The organism is Agromyces sp. MMS24-JH15, assembly GCF_043518605.1.
In the GTDB taxonomy this organism is placed as follows: Bacteria; Actinomycetota; Actinomycetes; order Actinomycetales; family Microbacteriaceae; genus Agromyces.
In genome coordinates this window covers 877,652-895,106 of sequence record NZ_CP171358.1, presented here as the reverse complement: position 1 = coordinate 895,106, position 17,455 = coordinate 877,652, and the positions used below count along the sequence as shown (strand labels likewise).

14 protein-coding genes are annotated in these 17,455 nt (G+C 72.2%); 2 read left to right on the top strand and 12 right to left on the bottom strand.

All coding sequences use genetic code 11. The features are described from left to right. Window positions 1–268: 268 nt before the first annotated feature. The 11 genes from ACDF64_RS04015 to ACDF64_RS03965 all read right to left on the bottom strand — a co-directional run bounded on the left by ACDF64_RS04015 (window position 269) and on the right by ACDF64_RS03965 (window position 12,976). Window positions 269–1,657, bottom strand: a complete 1,389-nt coding sequence (locus ACDF64_RS04015) for an FAD-dependent oxidoreductase (RefSeq protein WP_394553540.1) — start codon at window positions 1,655–1,657, stop codon at window positions 269–271. Then, window positions 1,654–2,517, bottom strand: coding sequence for a uroporphyrinogen-III C-methyltransferase (gene cobA, locus ACDF64_RS04010; RefSeq protein ID WP_394553539.1), 864 nt, complete (start codon window positions 2,515–2,517; stop codon window positions 1,654–1,656). The genes ACDF64_RS04015 and cobA overlap by 4 nt, the downstream gene beginning before the upstream one ends. After that, window positions 2,514–3,665 carry an ABC transporter permease subunit gene (locus tag ACDF64_RS04005; RefSeq protein WP_394553538.1) on the bottom strand — a complete coding sequence of 384 codons (1,152 nt, stop codon included), beginning with the start codon at window positions 3,663–3,665 and terminating at the stop codon, window positions 2,514–2,516. The genes cobA and ACDF64_RS04005 overlap by 4 nt, the downstream gene beginning before the upstream one ends. Further along, window positions 3,655–4,398, bottom strand: a complete 744-nt coding sequence (locus ACDF64_RS04000; protein ID WP_394553537.1) for an ABC transporter ATP-binding protein — start codon at window positions 4,396–4,398, stop codon at window positions 3,655–3,657. Before ACDF64_RS04000 ends, ACDF64_RS04005 begins: the two co-directional genes overlap by 11 nt. 24 nt (window positions 4,399–4,422) lie before the next feature. After that, window positions 4,423–5,511 (bottom strand): ABC transporter substrate-binding protein, encoded by a 1,089-nt coding sequence (locus tag ACDF64_RS03995; protein WP_394553536.1) that lies wholly within the window; start codon window positions 5,509–5,511, stop codon window positions 4,423–4,425. A gap of 58 nt (window positions 5,512–5,569) precedes the next feature. Further along, window positions 5,570–7,042, bottom strand: coding sequence for a sulfate adenylyltransferase subunit 1 (locus tag ACDF64_RS03990; protein WP_394553535.1), 1,473 nt, complete (start codon window positions 7,040–7,042; stop codon window positions 5,570–5,572). Then, on the bottom strand, window positions 7,042–8,091 hold the full coding sequence (cysD, locus tag ACDF64_RS03985) for a sulfate adenylyltransferase subunit CysD (RefSeq protein WP_394553534.1): 1,050 nt from the start codon (window positions 8,089–8,091) through the stop codon (window positions 7,042–7,044). Before cysD ends, ACDF64_RS03990 begins: the two co-directional genes overlap by 1 nt. After that, a complete protein-coding gene (locus ACDF64_RS03980; RefSeq protein WP_394553533.1) occupies window positions 8,088–8,831 on the bottom strand; it encodes a phosphoadenylyl-sulfate reductase in 744 nt (247 codons plus the stop codon). The genes cysD and ACDF64_RS03980 overlap by 4 nt, the downstream gene beginning before the upstream one ends. Next, window positions 8,828–10,597 (bottom strand): nitrite/sulfite reductase, encoded by a 1,770-nt coding sequence (locus ACDF64_RS03975; protein WP_394553532.1) that lies wholly within the window; start codon window positions 10,595–10,597, stop codon window positions 8,828–8,830. The genes ACDF64_RS03980 and ACDF64_RS03975 overlap by 4 nt, the downstream gene beginning before the upstream one ends. Window positions 10,598–10,752: 155 nt before the next feature. Further along, window positions 10,753–11,469 carry a sirohydrochlorin chelatase gene (locus tag ACDF64_RS03970; RefSeq protein WP_394553531.1) on the bottom strand — a complete coding sequence of 239 codons (717 nt, stop codon included), beginning with the start codon at window positions 11,467–11,469 and terminating at the stop codon, window positions 10,753–10,755. Between the two features lie 58 nt (window positions 11,470–11,527). Then, the gene (locus ACDF64_RS03965) at window positions 11,528–12,976 is read right to left on the bottom strand and encodes an MFS transporter (protein ID WP_394553530.1); all 1,449 of its coding nucleotides are present in this window, start codon (window positions 12,974–12,976) and stop codon (window positions 11,528–11,530) included. A gap of 274 nt (window positions 12,977–13,250) precedes the next feature. Here ACDF64_RS03965 and ACDF64_RS03960 point away from each other — a divergent pair, with 274 nt between their 5' ends. Then, complete coding sequence (locus tag ACDF64_RS03960) at window positions 13,251–14,675, top strand: hypothetical protein (protein ID WP_394553529.1); 1,425 nt, start codon at window positions 13,251–13,253, stop codon at window positions 14,673–14,675. 19 nt (window positions 14,676–14,694) lie between these two features. On the opposite strand, the gene ACDF64_RS03955 is transcribed toward ACDF64_RS03960, so the two are convergent. Then, the gene (locus ACDF64_RS03955) at window positions 14,695–15,549 is read right to left on the bottom strand and encodes a serine protein kinase RIO (protein WP_394553528.1); all 855 of its coding nucleotides are present in this window, start codon (window positions 15,547–15,549) and stop codon (window positions 14,695–14,697) included. A gap of 274 nt (window positions 15,550–15,823) precedes the next feature. Between ACDF64_RS03955 and ACDF64_RS03950 the strand changes: the two genes are divergently transcribed. After that, window positions 15,824–17,407, top strand: a complete 1,584-nt coding sequence (locus ACDF64_RS03950; RefSeq protein WP_394553527.1) for an MFS transporter — start codon at window positions 15,824–15,826, stop codon at window positions 17,405–17,407. Window positions 17,408–17,455: the final 48 nt, after the last annotated feature.

The following is a 17,455-nucleotide window of genomic DNA, read 5'->3' as shown; positions in this document are numbered from 1 at the left end:
GGAGCGCCGGCGCGGAGCGACGACGCGTATCGAGACCTGGTGAGCCGAGGCCGGGTCGCCGTGGTCTCGATACGCGTCCGACTGCGTCGGGCGCTACTCGACCACCGGACTGGTGCGACTCGACCGTCGGGTGGTGTCCCGCTGGTCGAGGAGCGCCGGCGCGGAGCGACGACGCGTATCGAGACCTGGTGAGCCGAGGCCGGGTCGCCGTGGTCTCGATACGCGTCCGACTGCGTCGGGCGCTACTCGACCACCGGGAGGTCGCGCGCTACTCGCCCGAGCCCACCAGTGCGCCGCGCGAGATCGCGACCTGCTCCTCGCGGGGCACGACCTTCACGCGCTCGCGCGGGAACTCGTCGGTCTCGCCGAGCGAGCGCTCGTGCGCGTCGAGCGCGAGCCAGCCCTCCCACGTCGAGTACTCGACCTCGCGCTCCTCGAGGAGCGCGAACACGGCGTCGCGGTCGGCGACGACGGGCGCGCGGAGCGCACCGGCCGAGGCATCCGCGACCAGGTGCTCGATGGTCTCCATCGCGTCCGACTTGGTGTGGCCGATGAGGCCGATCGGGCCGCGCTTGATCCAGCCGGTCGCGTAGAGGCCCTGCAGCGGCTCGCCGCCGTCGCCGAGCACGCGGCCGCCCGCGTTCGTGATCACGCCGCGGCGGTCGTCGAACGGCAGGCCCACGATCGGCGAGCCGAAGTAGCCGACCGCGCGGTAGACGGCCTGCACGTCGTAGGAGCGGAACTCGTCGGTCGCGCGGACCTCGCCCCACGCGCCGCCGGGGACCGGCTCGTTGCGCTGGAAGCGGATGCCCTCGACCCGGCCCTCGCCGGTCACCTCGGCCGGCGAGTGGTAGAAGTGCAGGTGCAGTCGGCGGGATGCCCCGGTCGACGGGCGGCCCCGCCACGACTCGAGCGTGCGGAGCATGATCTTCACCTGGTTGTTCGGCGCCTGCGTCGCGTCGATCGCCTGGAAGTCCTCGTCGGAGACGACGATGTCGACGTTCGGCACCTCGCCGAGCTCGCGGAGCTCGATCGGCGTGAACTTCACGTCCGCGGGGCCGCGGCGGCCGAACACATGCACGTCGGTCACGGGCGACGCCTCGAGGCCGGCGAGGACGTTGGCCGGGACATCCGTCGAGCGCAGGTCGACCGGGTGCTTCGCGAGCACGCGCGCGACGTCGAGCGCGACGTTGCCGTTGCCGAGGACCGCGATCTCCTTCGCCTCGAGCGGCCACGTGCGCGGGACATCCGGGTGCCCGTCGTACCAGCTCACGAAGTCGGCGGCGCCGTAGGAGCCGGCCAGGTCGATGCCCGGGATGTCGAGCGCGGCGTCGCGGATCGCGCCGGTCGCGAAGATCACGGCGTCGTAGTGGTCCTGCAGGTCCTCGACCGACACGTCGCGACCGACCTCGACGTTGGCGATGAGCCGGATCGTGCCGGCGTCGAGCATCTCGTGCAGCGAGTTGACGATGCCCTTGATGCGGGGGTGGTCGGGCGCAACGCCGTAGCGGATCAGTCCGTAGGGGGCGGGCAGCGACTCGAACAGGTCGATCGAGACCTCGCCGCCCTGGGCGCGCACGGCGTTGTTCAGGATGTTCCCGGCGTAGATGCCGGCCGGGCCGGCGCCGATGATCGCGACGCGGAGGTTGAGGGTCACTGTGCGGTTGCCTTTCGGAGGGGAGCTGCGAGGGCTTCGGGGGCGTAGGGGCTGAGCGCGACGACGTCGCCCACGACGACGACGGCGGGCGAGCGGATGCCCCGCCGCGCCGCCTGCACCGCGATGGTGTCGAGCGTGCCGATGGTCACCCGCTGACCCGGGCCGTACCCATCCTCCACGATGGCGACTGGGCATTCGCCCCCACGCTCGCCGCGGGCCAGGGTGATGGCGGCGTTCGCGAGCGTGCCGATGCCCATCAGGAGGACGACGGTGTGGTCGCGGCCGCCGCCGAGGGAACGGATCTGGTCGTGGCCGGTCGCGACGGTGAACGCGGTCGCGATGCCGCGGTGCGTGAGCGGGATGCCCGCGATCGCGGGGACGCTGCCGGCGCTCGAGACGCCCGGCACGACCTCGACGTCGATCCCGGCCTCCCGGCACGCGAAGACCTCCTCGAGGCCGCGGCCGAAGACGTACGGGTCGCCGCCCTTGAGGCGGACCACGCGCCGGCCGTCCCGGGCGAGCGAGACGAGGAGCGCGTTGATCGCGTCCTGCGGGACGGCGTGGTGGCCGGGGAGCTTGCCGACGTCGACGACCTCGGCGGCGAGCTCGACGCCCTCCGCCGCGAGTCCGTCGAGCACGCCGCGGGCGCCGAGCCGGTCGGCGACGATCACGTCGGCCGCCTCGAGTACGCGCAGCCCGCGGAGCGTGAGCAGGCCGGCGTCGCCCGGGCCGGCGCCGACGAGCGTCACGAGGCCGCGGGCGCGGGCCGCGCCGTCGCCGGCGCGCGCGTTCGCGCCTGCGCTCCCGCCCGCGCTCGCGCCCGCCGGGGCGGCGTCCGGACGCTCGTGCTCGGCGCTCATCGGTCCCGCTCCACGAGCAGGCCGCGGCGGCGGAGCATCCGGCGCTCGAGCGGGGCGAAGAAGACGAGCTCGATGAGCACGCCGATCGTGAGGATCGTGAGGATCGTCGCGAGCACCGACGCGAGGTCCGCGAGCTCGCGGCTCTGGTCGAGCATCGTGCCGAGGCCGAAGCCGATCGTGCCGCCGGTCGTGATGATCTCGGCCGCCATGAGCGAGCGCCACGAGAACGCCCAGCCCTGCTTGAGGCCCGCGACGTAGCCGGGGAGCGAGGCGGGCAGGACCACGAGCGTCGGCAGCCGGAACCAGCCGGCGCCGAGCACCGTGCCGACCCGGCGCAGCTGCGGCGGCACCTGCTCGACGCCCGCGATGAGCCCGTTCACGATCGACGGGATCGCGCCCATCAGGATCACGAAGTACGCGGTGGCGTCGGTGAGGCCGAACCAGATGATCGCGGCGGGCACCCACGCGACCGAGGGCAGCACCTGCAGGCCCGAGATGACCGGCCCGATCGCGCGCCGCAGCGGGCGCACCTCGGCGAGCAGCAGGCCGAGCGGCGTGCCCACCGCGACCGCGATGAGGAAACCGAGGATGCCCCGCTCGAGGCTCGTGGCGACGGCGAGCTGCAGCCGGCCCGACTCCCAGGCGGTCGCGATCGAGTCGAAGACGTCGGCCGGGCTCGGGACGATGTCGGGCCGGGGCTGCGCGATCACGACGTACAGCTGCCACGCGACCAGGAGCGCGAGGACGAAGAGGACGGGCGGGAGGACGCTCGTGGTGAACACGCGCCACGGGCTGCGACGGCGACCGGTGTCGGTCTGGAGGCGGTCGAGGCCCGCCTCGAGCGAGCGGAGGTCGTCGGGGTCGGCGGTGGGGGTCTCGAGACGCGTCGACTCCGTCGTCGCTCCTCGACCACCGGTCTGGGTCGGCTCCTCCGGTGATCGAGGGGCGCGGTCGGTGTCGGCCTCCGGTGATCGAGGAGCGCGGTCGGTGTCGGCCTCCGGTGATCGAGGGGCGCGGTCGGTGTCGGCCTCCGGTGATCGGGGAGCGCGGTCGGTGTCGGCCTCCGGTGATCGAGGAGCGCCCGACGAAGTCGGACGCGTCTCGAGATCGGTCGACCTCTCCTCGGAGAGCAGTTCGTCACGCGGCATTTCGGCGGATCTCCTTCCGCAGTCGCTCGGTGATCTCGATCGAGAGGGCCGCGACCTCGGGGGACTCGATGCGGCGCCCCTCGGTCTCGGCGATGCGCCACTCGCCCGCGACGCGGCCGGGGCGGCTCGACAGGAGGACGACCCGTTGCCCCAGCCGCGCGGCTTCGCGGACATTGTGTGTGACGAAGACGATGGTGCGGCCGGTCTGCCGCCAGACGCGCTCGAGCTCCTCGTGGAGCAGGTCGCGCGTGATCGCGTCGAGCGCGGCGAACGGCTCGTCCATGAGGAGGACGGGCCGATCCTGCGCGAGGGCGCGGGCGAGGGCGACGCGCTGGCGCATGCCGCCCGAGAGTTCGTGCGGGCGCTTGTCGGCGGCGTCCGCGAGGTTCACGACGTCGAGGAGCTCGAGCGCCTGCACGCGGCGTGCCGCCCGCGGCACGCCGCGCAGCCGGAGCGCGAGCTCGACGTTCCTCGCGGCCGTGAGCCACGGCATGAGCGCCGACTCCTGGAACATGACCGCCGATCCCTCGGCGGGCGTCGTGATGACGCCCGCCGAGGGTCGGTCGAGCCCGGCGATCAGGTTGAGCAGGGTCGACTTCCCGCAGCCGGATGCCCCGAGCAGGCACACGAACTCGCCCTCGGCGATGTCGAGCGTGACGTCGTCGAGCACCACGGGGCCGGCGCCGAAGCGCTTGCCCACGTGCTCGAGGCGGATCGCGGTGCGGTCGGTCATGGTGCTCCTCCGTGCCTGCCCGGGCTACTCGGTGCCGAGGCCGCCGGCCGAGACCGGCTCGGCACCCGCGGCCTCCAGCAGGCCGTTCAGGATGGCGAGGTCGAACAGGCCGTCGATCGAGCCGTCCTTCTGCGTGCCGGCCTCGAGGCCGTTGGCGACGAGGGTCTCGAACGTCTCCGCGTGGGGGTCCGCCGAGAACGTCACGTGCTCGAGCGCGCGGTCGATGACGGCCTCGTCGAGCGCCTTGCCGGTGTCGGCCGTCAGCTGCGCGTTGATCACGTCGGCCGTCTCGTCGGGGTGCGCCGCGATCCAGTCGAGCGACGCGAGCTCGCCCTGCAGGAGGGCCTCGACGGTCTCGGGGTGCTCGGCGAGGAACGACTTCGAGACCAGGAGCACGGTCGTCGGGAACGCGCCGTCGTCCCAGAGGTCGGCCTCGTCGACGAGCACGTGCGCGCCCGCGTCGACGACCAGGCGGGACACCCAGGGCTCGGGCAGCCACGCGCCGTCGAGCTGGCCCTGCTGGAAGAGGGTCAGCGTCTGCGCGTTCTCGGTCGGCGTCACGTGCACGTCGCCGCCGCCCGTGACATCCGTCTCGTACCCCTCGTCGGCGAGCCAGGCGCGCAGGGCGACATCCTGCGTGTTGCCGAGCTGCGGGGACGCGAGCGTCGTGCCCTCGAGGTCCTCGGGCGAGTCGATGCCCTCGCGGACGACGAGCGACGCACCGCCGGTCGCGGCGCCCGCGACGACGACGGCCGACGCGCCGCCGGACTGGATGAACGTGTTGATCGAGGGGTTCGGGCCGATGAAGGTCGCGTCGATCGCGCCCGCGGTGAGCGCCTCGATGGCCGCGGGGCCCGCGTTGAAGACCTCGGTCGTGAGCTTCGTCTCGCCGAGCGCCTCCTCGAAGAGGCCCTCCTGGAGGCCGACGAGCGCGGGTGCGTGCGTCACGTTCGCGAAGTAGCCGAGGCGGAGCTCGGTCGCGGGCGAGGTGTCGCCCGACGCGGCCGCGTCGGGGTCGGCGGTCGCTCCGGACGCGGCGCAGCCGGCCAGCATCATGGCGGCGACTCCAAGGGCGGTGATGGTGCTGGCAGTGCGGATGGTGCGGATGTTCACGTGCGATCGCCTCCTTCGCTGGGTCGGGTGAACGGGGTTGCGCCTGCGGCCGGTCGGCTCAGGCGTGGGTGATCCCGGCCGCCAGCGTGGCGCCGTCGGCGGGATGGATGACGAGGAACGACCCGGATGCCCGGTTCGCCTCGTACGACTCGAGGGGGAGCTCCGACGCGAGGCGGAGCGTGGCGCGGCCGATGTCGTTCACCTGGAGCGAGTCGGCCGGTTCGTGGGCGAGCGTGTCGAGGTCGCGACGCGAGTCGATGGACCCGACGATCGCCTGGACGGTCTGCGTGCCGTGCTTGACGAGCACGCGCGCGCCCGGCAGGAGCGGACGCGCGTCGAGCTGGAACAGCTCGGCCGCGAGTTCGCGGCTGCCCTGCGGGAGGGTGCCGGCGCCGCCGATCACCGCGCCCCGCGCGGCGTCGACGTCGTCGGCCAGGCGGATCGCGACGGACTGCGGCGACGAGGCCTCGTCGACGGATGCCCCGGCGGCGTCGATGCCCGCGACGATGGTCTCGATCCCGGAGGGGAAGACCTGCACCCGGTCCCCGACGCGCACCCGGCCCGACGCGATCCGGCCGGCGAACGCGCGGTAGTCGCGGAACTCCTCGGCGGCGATCGGGTCGGCGGCGAGCTCGGGTGTGAGCCCGCCCTGCGGCCGGAGCACGAGCTGGACGGGGAGGCGGAAGGCCTCGTGAGCCCGGTTGTCGAGTAGCGACGAAGGAGCGTATCGAGACACGAGCTCGTCCTGCGCGGGCAGTTGCCCGAGGAGCTCGAGCAGCGCCGGGCCGTCGTACCAGGGCGTGCGGTCGGAACGGTCCACGACGTTGTCGCCCTCGAGCGCCGACACCGGCAGCACGTGCACGCGGCCGAGTCCGAGCTCGGCGGTGACGTCGAGGACCTGCTGCTCGACGCCGCGGAACGCGCCCTCGTCGAAGCCGAGCAGGTCGATCTTGTTCACGGCGACGATCACGTGCGGCACGCGGAGCAGCGCGACGACCGCGAGGTGGCGGCGGGTCTGCTCGAGCACGCCCTTCCGGCCGTCGATGAGCACGACGACCGCGTCGGCGGTCGTGGCGCCCGTGACCATGTTGCGCGTGTACTGCACGTGGCCGGGGCAGTCGGCGAGGATGAAGTCCCGCTGCCCGGTCGAGAAGTAGCGGTACGCGACGTCGATCGTGATGCCCTGCTCGCGCTCGGCGCGCAGGCCGTCGGTGAGGAGCGCGAAGTCGAAGCCCGTGCCCTGCCCGAAGCCGCGCTCGCGCGAGGTGCGGGCGACCTGCTCGAGCTGGTCGGCGAGGATCGCCTTCGAGTCGTGCAGGAGCCGGCCGACGAGCGTCGACTTGCCGTCGTCGACCGAGCCCGCGGTCGCGAAGCGGAAGAGCGTGGTGACGCGGTTCGTCTCGGTCGCTGCGCTCCCTCGCTCGACGATCGGTTCCTCGGTCGTCGAGCGAGCGGAGCGAGACGAAACGCGGGAGATCTCGGTCGTTGAGCGAGCGGAGCGAGACGAAACGCTGGAAACCTCGGTCGTCATCAGAAGTACCCGTCCTTCTTGCGGTCCTCCATGGCGGCCTCGGAGATCCGGTCGTCGGCGCGGGTCGCGCCGCGCTCGGTGAGGGTGGACTGCGCGACCTCGCGGACGACGGCGGCCACGTCCGCGGCATCCGACTCGACGGCGCCCGTGCAGCTCATGTCGCCGACCGTGCGGTAGCGGACCGTACGGACCTCGACGGCCTCGTCGGGGCGCGGCTGCGAGAACTCGCCGACCCCGCGCCACATGCCGTCGCGACGGAACACCTCGCGCTCGTGCGCGTAGTAGAGCGGCGGCAGCGCGATGCCCTCGCGCTCGATGTACCGCCACACGTCGAGCTCGGTCCAGTTCGAGATCGGGAAGGCGCGCACGTGCTGGCCGGGCGTGTGGCGGCCGTTGTACAGGCTCCACAGCTCGGGGCGCTGGTTGCGCGGATCCCACTGGCCGAACTCGTCGCGGAGCGAGATGATCCGCTCCTTGGCCCGGGCCTTGTCCTCGTCGCGGCGTGCGCCGCCGAACACGGCGTCGTGCCGGCCCGCGGCGATGGCGTCGAGCAGGGGCAGGGTCTGCAGCGGGTTGCGCGTGCCGTCGCTGCGCTCGTGCAGGCGGCCGTCGTCGAGGTAGTCCTGGACCCGGGCGACCTCGAGGCGGATGCCGAGCCGTTCGACGGTCTCGTCGCGGAACGCGAGGACCTCGGGGAAGTTGTGGCCGGTGTCGACGTGCAGCACCGGGAACGGCACCTTGCCCGGCCAGAAGGCCTTGGCGGCGAGGTGCAGCACGACGACCGAGTCCTTGCCGCCGGAGAACAGCAGCACGGGCCGCTCGAACTCGGCGACGACCTCGCGGATGATGTGGATCGACTCGGCCTCGAGCAGGTCGAGCGTGTCGAGCCCGGCGCGTTTCGTCTCGGTCGCTTCGCTCCCTCGCTCAACGACCGGTTTCTCGGTCGTCGAGCGAGCGAAGCGTGACGAAACGCCCGGAGTCTCGACGGATACCTCGGTCGTTGAGCGAGCGAAGCGAGACGAAACGCCCTGAGTCGCGTCGAGTGTCATAGGTGCAGCCCGCATTCCGTCTTCGAGAGGCCGGCCCAGCGGCCGGACCTGGGGTCTTCGCCCGGGGCGACCTGCCTGGTGCAGGGCTCGCACCCGATCGACGGGTAGCCCTGGCCGAGCAGGTCGTTGACGGGCACGCCGAACGCGCCCGCGTAGTCGAGGAGCTCGTCGAAGCTCCACGCCGCGAGCGGGTTCACCTTGACCAGCCCGTTGCGCTCGTCCCACGAGACGAGCGGCGTGTTCGCGCGCGTCGGGGCCTCGTCGCGGCGCACGCCCGTGAACCACAGCTCGTAGCCCGAGAGGGCGTCCCGCAGGGGTGCGACCTTGCGGCGCGCGCAGCACAGGTTCGGGTCGCGCGAGAACAGCTCGGCGCCGAACTCGGCGTCCTGCTGGGCGACCGTCTGCTCGGGCAGCACGTCCACGATCCGCACGTCGAGCGCGTCGGCGACGAGGTCGCGCGTCGCGTACGTGTTCCGGAAGTGGTAGCCGGTGTCGAGGAAGAGGACGTCGACGCCGGGCAGAGACTGCGCGACCACGTGCGGGAGGACCGCGTCGGCCATCGAGCAGGCCACGGCCGCGGCATCCGTCGAGAAGGTGCGGGCCGCCCAGGCGACGACCTCGTAGGCGGATGCCTCGCCGTCGGCGAGGCTCCGGAGCTCGACGGCGCCCTGCTCGGCGAGGGCGCGGAGCTCGTCGTGCGAGCGCTTCGCGGCGACTCGGGGTGCCAGCGACACGGTCACTGCAGGGCCTCCTCGTCGGCGCGGTGGGCCCACTGGGCGAAGGTCTCGTCGGTCGCAGCATCCCGGTCGGCGAGGAAGCGGGTGACGACGCGCTCCGCGTAGTCGGCGATGCCGTCGGCGGCGACCTTCAGGCCGCGGACCGTGCGGCCGAGGCCGGCCTCGTCGCGGTCCTGCGAGGCGAGCCCGCCGCCGAGGTGCACCTGGTACCCGGGGACCTGCTCGCCGTCGATCGTGACGAGCTGGCCCTTGAGCCCGATGTCGGCGGTCTGGATGCGCGCGCACGAGTTGGGGCAGCCGTTCACGTGGAGGCTGATCGGGTGCGGCAGGTCGAGGCCGGCGAGGCGCTCCTCGAGCTCCAGCACGGCGGCCGTCGCGTACGCCTTGGTCTCGACGATGGCGAGCTTGCAGAACTCGATGCCCGTGCAGGCGATCGTGCCGCGGCGGATCAGGCTCGGGCGCGACTGCAGGCCGAGCGCGTCGAGTTCGGCGACGAGCGAGTCGAGCCGGTCGTCGGGCACGTCGAGGACGACGAGCTTCTGGTGCGGTGTGGTGCGCAGGCGGGTCGAGCCGTGCGCCTCGATGACGTCGGCGAGCGTCGCGAGCGTCGGGCCCGAGACGCGGCCGACGATCGGGGTGACGCCGACGTAGGAGCGGCCGTCCTTCTGGCGGTGCACGCCGACGTGGTCGCCGGGCGTCGAGGGAGTCGGCGCGGCGGGGCCGTCGGGCAGCGCGTGGCCGAGGTACTCGGTCTCGAGCACCTGCCGGAACTTCTCGGTGCCCCACTCGGCGAGCAGGAACTTCAGGCGGGCCCGGTTGCGGAGGCGCCGGAAGCCGTAGTCGCGGAAGATCTGGGCGACGCCGTGCCAGACCTCGGCGGTCTGGTCGGGTGCGACGAACACGCCGAGCCGCTCCGCCAGGCGCGGCGCGGTGGAGAGGCCGCCGCCGACCCAGAGGTCGTATCCGATGCCGAGCTCGGGGTGCTCTACCGCGACGAACGCGACGTCGTTGATCTCGTGCACGACGTCCTGGCTCGGGTGGCCGGTGATGGCGGACTTGAACTTGCGGGGCAGGTTCGCGAGCGAGGGGTCGCCGATGAACCGGCTCGTGATCTCCTCGATCTGCGCGGTCGGGTCGATGAGCTCGTCCGCGGCGATGCCGGCGACGGGGGAGCCGAGCACGACGCGGGGCACGTCGCCGCACGCCTCGGTCGTCTGGAGTCCGACCGCCTCGAGGCGGCGCCAGATCTCGGGGATGTCCTCGACGCGGATCCAGTGCAGCTGGATGTTCTGGCGGTCGGTGAGGTCGGCGGTGTCGCGGCCGAACTCGGTCGAGATGCCGGCGATCGTGCGCAGCTGCTCGGTCGTGAGCTGCCCGCCGTCGATGCGGACGCGCAGCATGAAGTACTCGTCCTCGAGCTCGTGCGGCTCGAGGGTCGCGGTGCGGCCGCCGTCGATGCCGGGCTTGCGCTGCGTGTAGAGGCCCCAGACGCGGAACCGGCCGTGCAGGTCGGTGGGGTCGATCGAGGCGAAGCCGCCCTTCGAGTAGACCTCCTCGATGCGGCCCCGCACGCTGAGGCCGTCGTCGACCTGCTTCCACTCCTCGTTGCCGTTGAGCGGCGCGGTGCCGTCGACCTTCCACTGGCCGTTGGGCTTCGTCGATCGCGATGGGCGGACGCGGCTGGTCTCGGGCCGGGCGGATACCGCGGGCCGGGCGGATGCCTCGGGCCGGTCGTCCGTCCCACGCGTCTCGGTGTCACTCAGCGTCACAGTCAGCCCTCCCTCCGTCGTCCGGACGGTGCCGGTGCCGACCGGGCCGCCCAGTCGACTGGGTCGACGCTAGGCGAGCCCCCCGTATGCGTCACGCCGGGGGCGTCAGAGGCCGCAACGCTCCGTCATCGAGCGACGTAGAGCGAAAGATTCCGTCACAGGCTTGACGCAATGGGCGCGTCGAGGCAGTCGAGGTACCGGTCGACGACGACCTCCACCAGCGCCGTCGCCGGTTCGTCGGCGTCGAGCAGTGGACGCGTCAGCACGTCGCCGCCCGCGGCCGCCGCGAGGTCCTGGAAGTAGCCCGGGGCGAGCAGGTAGCTCGACACGACCACGCGCCCGCCCGGGGCATCCGACCGCGCCTGCGCGACCGCATCGGCGAGCCGCGGCTCCGCCGCGGACAGGAACCCGACCGACACCGACCGGCCGAGCCGCTCGGCCAGCAGGTCGCCCATGCGCCGGCAGTCGACGACCGCCCGCTCGTCGCTCGACCCCGCGACGGCCAGCACGATCGCGTCATCGTCGGCCGGCCCGACCTCGGCGAGCCGGGCGGCCAGCACGTCGGCGAGGCGCCCGTCGGGGCCGAGGGCCGCCGAGATCTGCACGTGCGGGTGCGCGGCCGTCGCCTTCCGCAGGTCGACGTGCACGTGGTACCCCGCCGACAGCAGCAGGGGCACGAGCACGATCGACTCGCCGGCCGGCAGTGCGTCGATCGATGCCGCCACGTCCGGCTGCTGCACGTCCACGTGCCCGAGCCGCACCGTGGTTCCGGGCAGTCGCGCCGCGACGGCGTCGACGAGCGCCCGCACCGCGGCCTGCCCCTCGGGGGAGGCGGTGCCGTGCGAGATGCCGAGGAGCGCGTGGGTCGTCATGCCCCCATTGTCACCGCGGTCAGGCGCGGACACCAACGCCCGGCCGTCGGGCTTCTCCCTACGCCGCAGTCGAACGCGGAGGTGCCTTGATGAACAGGAGGAGCACGAATCCGACGCCCAGTACGAGCGCGATGCCGAGAATTCCATAGAGGGTCTGATTCGCTGCCGCTGCGATGAAGGCGCCCCAGAGGAGTGCGGCCATCCAGCTCGCCGCGCGCCCGGTGGTGGCGTAGAGCCCGAAGACCTCGCCCTCGCGCCCGGCCGGTGTCAGTCGGGCGAGGAACGAGCGGGACGCCGCCTGTGCAGGGCCCACGAACATGGCGAGGAAGATGCCGGCCACCCAGAAGAGGCCCTTCCCCATGCCCGCGCCCACGAAGACGGTGATGCAGCAGACGACGATGGAGCCGATCGCGAACAGGATCACGGCCTTCGGGCCGAAGCGGTCGTCGACGCGACCCGCGAAGATGGTGGAGACACCGGCGACCAGGTTCAGCACGATTCCGAAGATGACGAGGTCGGTGAACCCGAACCCGAACACGCGCGCAGCGATCACGGAACCGAACGTGAAGACGCCGGCGAGTCCATCGCGGTAGACGGCCGAAGCCAGGAGGAACCAGAGCGTGGTGCGGCTCTCCCGCCAGAGGCGGGCGATGGAACGGAACAGTTCGACGTAGCCCGCGAAGAACCCGACATGCTTCGCGTCCGGCGACGGAGGTGGCTCGGGCACGATTCGGAAGATCGGGATCGAGAAGACGAGCGTCCACACGGTGGCGCCGGCGGCGATCAGTTGGAACGTGAGGGACTGCGTACCGTCGAGCACCCCACCCAGGATGAGGCCGACGACGATCACCAGGGCGACGATGCCCCCGAGATAGCCGAAACCCCAACCGAGGCCCGAGACGCGGCCCACCGTTCGCGGCGTCGAAACCGAGACGAGCAGCGAGTTGTAATTCGCTGCGGCGATCTCCCCGACCACACTGCCGAAGGCGATCATCGCCACTCCGAACCAGAACATGGGCGGAACTCCGCTCACGAAGGCCATCGCGAACTGGCAGGCGATCAGGAGGCCCGTGAAGATTCCCAGCATGAGCTTGCGGTGACCGTTGGCGTCCGCGCGCTGCCCCAGTACCGGGGCGAGGAGCGCGATGAGGATGCCTGCGACCATGATCCCCCACCCGAGGTTCGCATCCAGCGCACCAAGCGCGCGGCAGAACACCGTCGTCGAGTTCGCCGACGTGTCGCAATCGATCTCAGTGCCGTCGACGATGCCCGTGGCCGCGACGGCGGGGTCGAGGAAGAACGACGACACCAGGAAGCTGGGTACCCACACGAAGGTGAGCAGCACCGAATTGAACGGCTGCGTCGCCCAGTCGTAGATCGCCCACGCCCACACCTGCCGGCGCGGAACGCGCCGGTCGCCCTGCAGGTCGAGGCCCATCACGGCGATCGCGCCGGAGTCGGCGGTGGCAGGGGGGACGACGGATGCCCCGTCGCTGCGTTCGGTCATGGCGGCAGTCTCATTCGCTCGGGTGAACGACGGATGACGGATGCCTCGCGCCCGCCGATCGTCGCTGATCTGCGGGAACTGTACCCCCTCGCCGCGCCGTGCGCGCGTGCGCGACGCGTTCGGCGCCGCGGACGCCGGATGCTGGCGCCTCGCGGGCGCGATTTGAGAGGATGTCTCATGGCTTCGTCGGTCGAAGGGGGGACGCGTGGGACGTGGTCGGGGATCGCGTGCGATCGGAAGGTTCGGCGCCGGAGCGCTCGGGTTCGCGCTCCTCGTGGCGGGGTTCGCGGTCGGCGCGGCGGCCCCCGCGCAGGCGGATCCCGCGCAGACCTACCTGGCCGTTCCGGCCGGCCGCTACCCGATCGACGTCAACGCGACGCCCGACGACTCGTACGTCTTCGTCATCTCGCGCGGTGACGGCGGGGAGTCCGATCTCCGCGTCTACGAGGCCGGAGGGTTCACCGAGGTGAACCGGATCGTGTTCGGGCCGGCCGACGCGTTCAACCCGACCGCGGTGCAGGTGTCCGCCGACGGCTCGCAGGTCTGGGTGTCCTTCTACAACCCGGGGCAGGTCTGGGTCTACGACACGGCCGCGCTCGCCGCGGGCGCCGCGCCGGCGCCGATCGTGCTCACGGGCGGCGGCGGGTTCGTCGACCTCACCGAGGACCCGACCGGCGCGTACATCTACGCGGCGACGCTGTTCAACCCGCAGTACCAGTTCTCGACGGCGGACCCCAACGCGCCGCCGCGCACGATCAGCCTCCCGTCGGGCTCCCGCGGGGTCGCGACGAACGGGTCGACCGTGTGGTTCACGCAGCCCGTGCCGGCGCCCGCCGGCGGCGTGCAGGCCGTCACGGTGGCCGCGGACGGGACGCTCGCGATCGGCACGTTCACCGCGACCGGCGACGTGCCGTGGGGCATCGCCTACGTCGGCGCGGCCGACCGGATCATCTCCTCGAACTCGGGCACGCCGACGTCGGTGTCGTCCTTCTCGCCGTCCGGGGGCCCGGTCACGACGACGCCGGTGCCGTGCGGTCCGCGCAACGGCGACGCGAGCGAGAACGGCCTGCGCGGGTACCTCGCGTGCCTCTCGGGCGGGATCGTCGCGTCGAACTTCGCGCCGACCGGGCCGACCTCGGAGCTCGTGCCGATCGGCGCCAACGTCGAATCCGTCGAGGTCGTCGGCGATGCCGCCGGCGTCGCGAAGCACCTCTACGCCACGAGCGGCGGCACCGACGAACTGCTCGTCTTCACGCGCGCGACCGTGACCGGCGGCGGCGACCAGCGGGTCGTCGAGGGCACGGCCGCCACCTTCACCGCGGTGGCCGTCGATTTCTGGCAGCAGATCCGATGGCAGTCCAGCGCCGACGGCGGCACGACCTGGGTCGACATCACGGGCGCCGACAGCGAGACCCTGACCGTCGCCGGCCTCCTCGCGAGCTCGGGCACGCTGTTCCGCCTGGTCGCGACGAGCGCCTTCTTCGACCCGGTCGCGAGCGAGCCGATGCGGCTCACCGTCGACCCGGCCCCGGTCCCGCCGCCACCGTGCCCGGGCCCGACGGTCGATCCGTCGTGCCCGCTGCCCGCCGCGGGCGTCGACGCGACGCCGCTCGTCGCGGGCGCCGCGGCGCTGCTCGCCGCGGGCGGCCTGCTCGCCGCGGTCGCGATCGCCCGGAGACGGGTCGCCGGCTCGCGCTGACGCCGGGCGGGTCATCCGCTCATCGCCACACCTCCGAGACCAGGTCGCCGAACAGCTGCTCGGGGTCGCACTCGAGCCGCTGCCTGGTGAACCACGCGCACACGTTCACGCAGTCGCGGTGCAGGAGGTCGAGCCCCTGCGGGTTCGCGATCAGGTCGACGACCTGCGGCAGGTCGATCGCGACGACGCGCCCGTCGTGGACGAGCAGGTTGTAGGGCGACAGGTCGCCGTGCGCGAGCCCCGCCGCAGCGAGGGTCCGCATGAACGCCACGACCTGGTGGAAGAGGTCGCGCAGCGCATCGGGCTCAGCACGCACCTGCGCGAGCCGCGGGGCGGCGGCCCGACCGGTGCCGATGAACTCCATCAGCACCTCGGTCCCGTGCACCTGCACCGGGTACGGCACGGACGCCCCGAGCGACCACAGGCGCGACAGCGCGTCGAACTCGGCGTTCGCCCACTGCACGCGGGCGACGGAGCGGCCGAAGCTCGTGCCCTTCTCGACCGCGCGGACGTCGCGGCTGCGGCGGATGCCGCGGCCCTCGGTGTAGATCGCCGACCGGTGGAAGTCGGAGTGCTCGCTGCCGCGGTACCGCTTGGCGGCGAGCAGCACGTGCTCCCCGAGCGTGCCGGGCGCGGCGCCGGGCACGGCGCGTTCGATCAGGTGGAGGCCGGCCTCCTTGCCGGTCTTCACGACACCGAGCTCGGTGTCGAACGCCGCAGCGGAGGCGACGAGCCAGTCGGGCCGCGGCTCGGGACCTCGCTCGCTGGGGATGGTGGCCGGCCAGGTCGACCAGCGTTGGCCCTCGCCGGGCTCGATGTCGAGGAACGCGAGGGAGGTGGACGGATCGTCGGATGACGAATGGAAGAAGGTCACGGTGGATGCTCCGGATCAGGAGGCCACCGCAGCGATCAGCGGGCGGCGACCTCGAAGGGAAGGTGGTCGGCGATGCGCACGACGAAGACGGCGTTCATTGCTCTGCTCCTTCCGGATCCTGCGAGTGGATGCCGCGACCGCGGTCCGGGGCGAGCATACGCCCGTCCGCGGTCGGTGTCCATGCTGTCGCAGTCGGGCTCGACGACGCCCCGGTCGTCCCGGCGCGCGGTGGCAGACCTATCGCGGCGGCCGGTCCGTGTGGAAGGGTGTGCACATGACGGGGGACGGGGGCGCTCCGGCGCCATTCAACGGCAGGCTGGCGATCCTGCTGGCCATGGCGATGTTCGTGCTCGTGGTCGACACGTCGCTCATGAACGTGTCGATCTCGGCGGTGGTGAAGGACCTCGACACGACCGTGAGCGGCGTGCAGGGCGCGATCGCGCTCGAGGCGCTCGTGTCGGCCGCGTTCATCCTCATCGGCGGCAAGACCGGCGACCTCATCGGGCGCAAGCTCGCCTACATCCTCGGCCTGCTCGGCTACGCGATCGGCGCGATCGCGATGGTGCTCGCCCAGGACCTTCGCGCGATCATCATCTTCTGGGCCGTCATCGGCGGCATCGGCGCGTCCCTGCTGCTGCCGTCCATGCAGTCGCTCATCCACGGCAACTTCGAGGGCGACCACCAGAAGCGCGTGTACGCCCTCGTCGGGGCATCCGCCGCCATCGCGGCCGCCGTCGGGCCGCTGCTCGGCGGATTCATCACGACCTTCCTGTCGTGGCGGGTCGGCTTCGCACTCGAGGCCGTCATCATCGCCGTGGTCCTGCTCGGCATCGGACTCGTGAAGGATGTCCCGTACACGGGCGACCGCTCGATCGACATCTTCGGCGCCGTCCTCTCGGTCATCGGCATGGGCGGCATCGTCACCGGCATCCTCGTCTGGCAGGAGGGCGGCGAGTACGTCGGCCTGCTGATCGGCATCGGCATCGTCGCGCTGGCGTCGCTGGTCTTCTGGCTCGGCGCGCGGAAGAAGCGCCAGAAGCCGACGCTGCTCGACCCCGCGCTGTTCGCGTCGAAGATGTTCCGCACCGGTGTGAGCGGCCAACTCCTGCAGCAGATCGCCCTCGGCGGCACGATGATCGTGCTGCCGATCTACCTGCAGATGGTGCTCGAGTACAACGCGCTGTACGCGGGGCTCTCGATCGCCCCGCTCTCGCTGAGCATGTTCGCGGTCGCGATCCTCGCCGGCCGGCGCGGGAAGGGCCGGCCCGCGAACCTCATCCTCTGGGGCTTCCTGCTCGCCCTCGTGGGCCTGGTGATCCTCGTGCCGATCGTGCCGAGGGCCGACACCGGATGGTGGCTCACGATCCCGCTCATCATCACGGGATGCGGCCTCGGCCTGCTCGTGTCGCAGCTGAACAACTACACGCTCTCGCCGATCTCCGACGAGCGGGTCAGCGAGGCGGCGGGCGTGAACTCGGCGGCGGGCTCCTTCGGCCTGTCGTTCGGCCTCGCATTCGCCGGTGCCATCATGCTCTGGGCGCTCTCCCTGACGTTCACGGCCGAGGTGAACGCCAGCACCGTCATCCCCGAGGACAGCAAGACGCAGGTCTACACCGCGCTCGAGGACGACGCGCAGATCATGTCGAACACGCAGCTCGACGAACTCCTCGCCGAGGAGCCGGAGGCCGTGCAGGACGAGATCATCCGGATCAACACCGAGGCGCGCCCGCTGGCGCTGCAGATCGCGCTGCTGATCCCGATCCTCTCGGCGCTGCTCGGCGTGCTGAACGCGTTCCGGATGCGCCGGCTGCCCGACCCGAAGGCGTCGAGCTCGGCGGAGGGGTCGCTGCTGGGCTGACGTCCCGGTGATCGAGGAGCGCCCGAGCGGAGCGAGGACGCGTCTCGA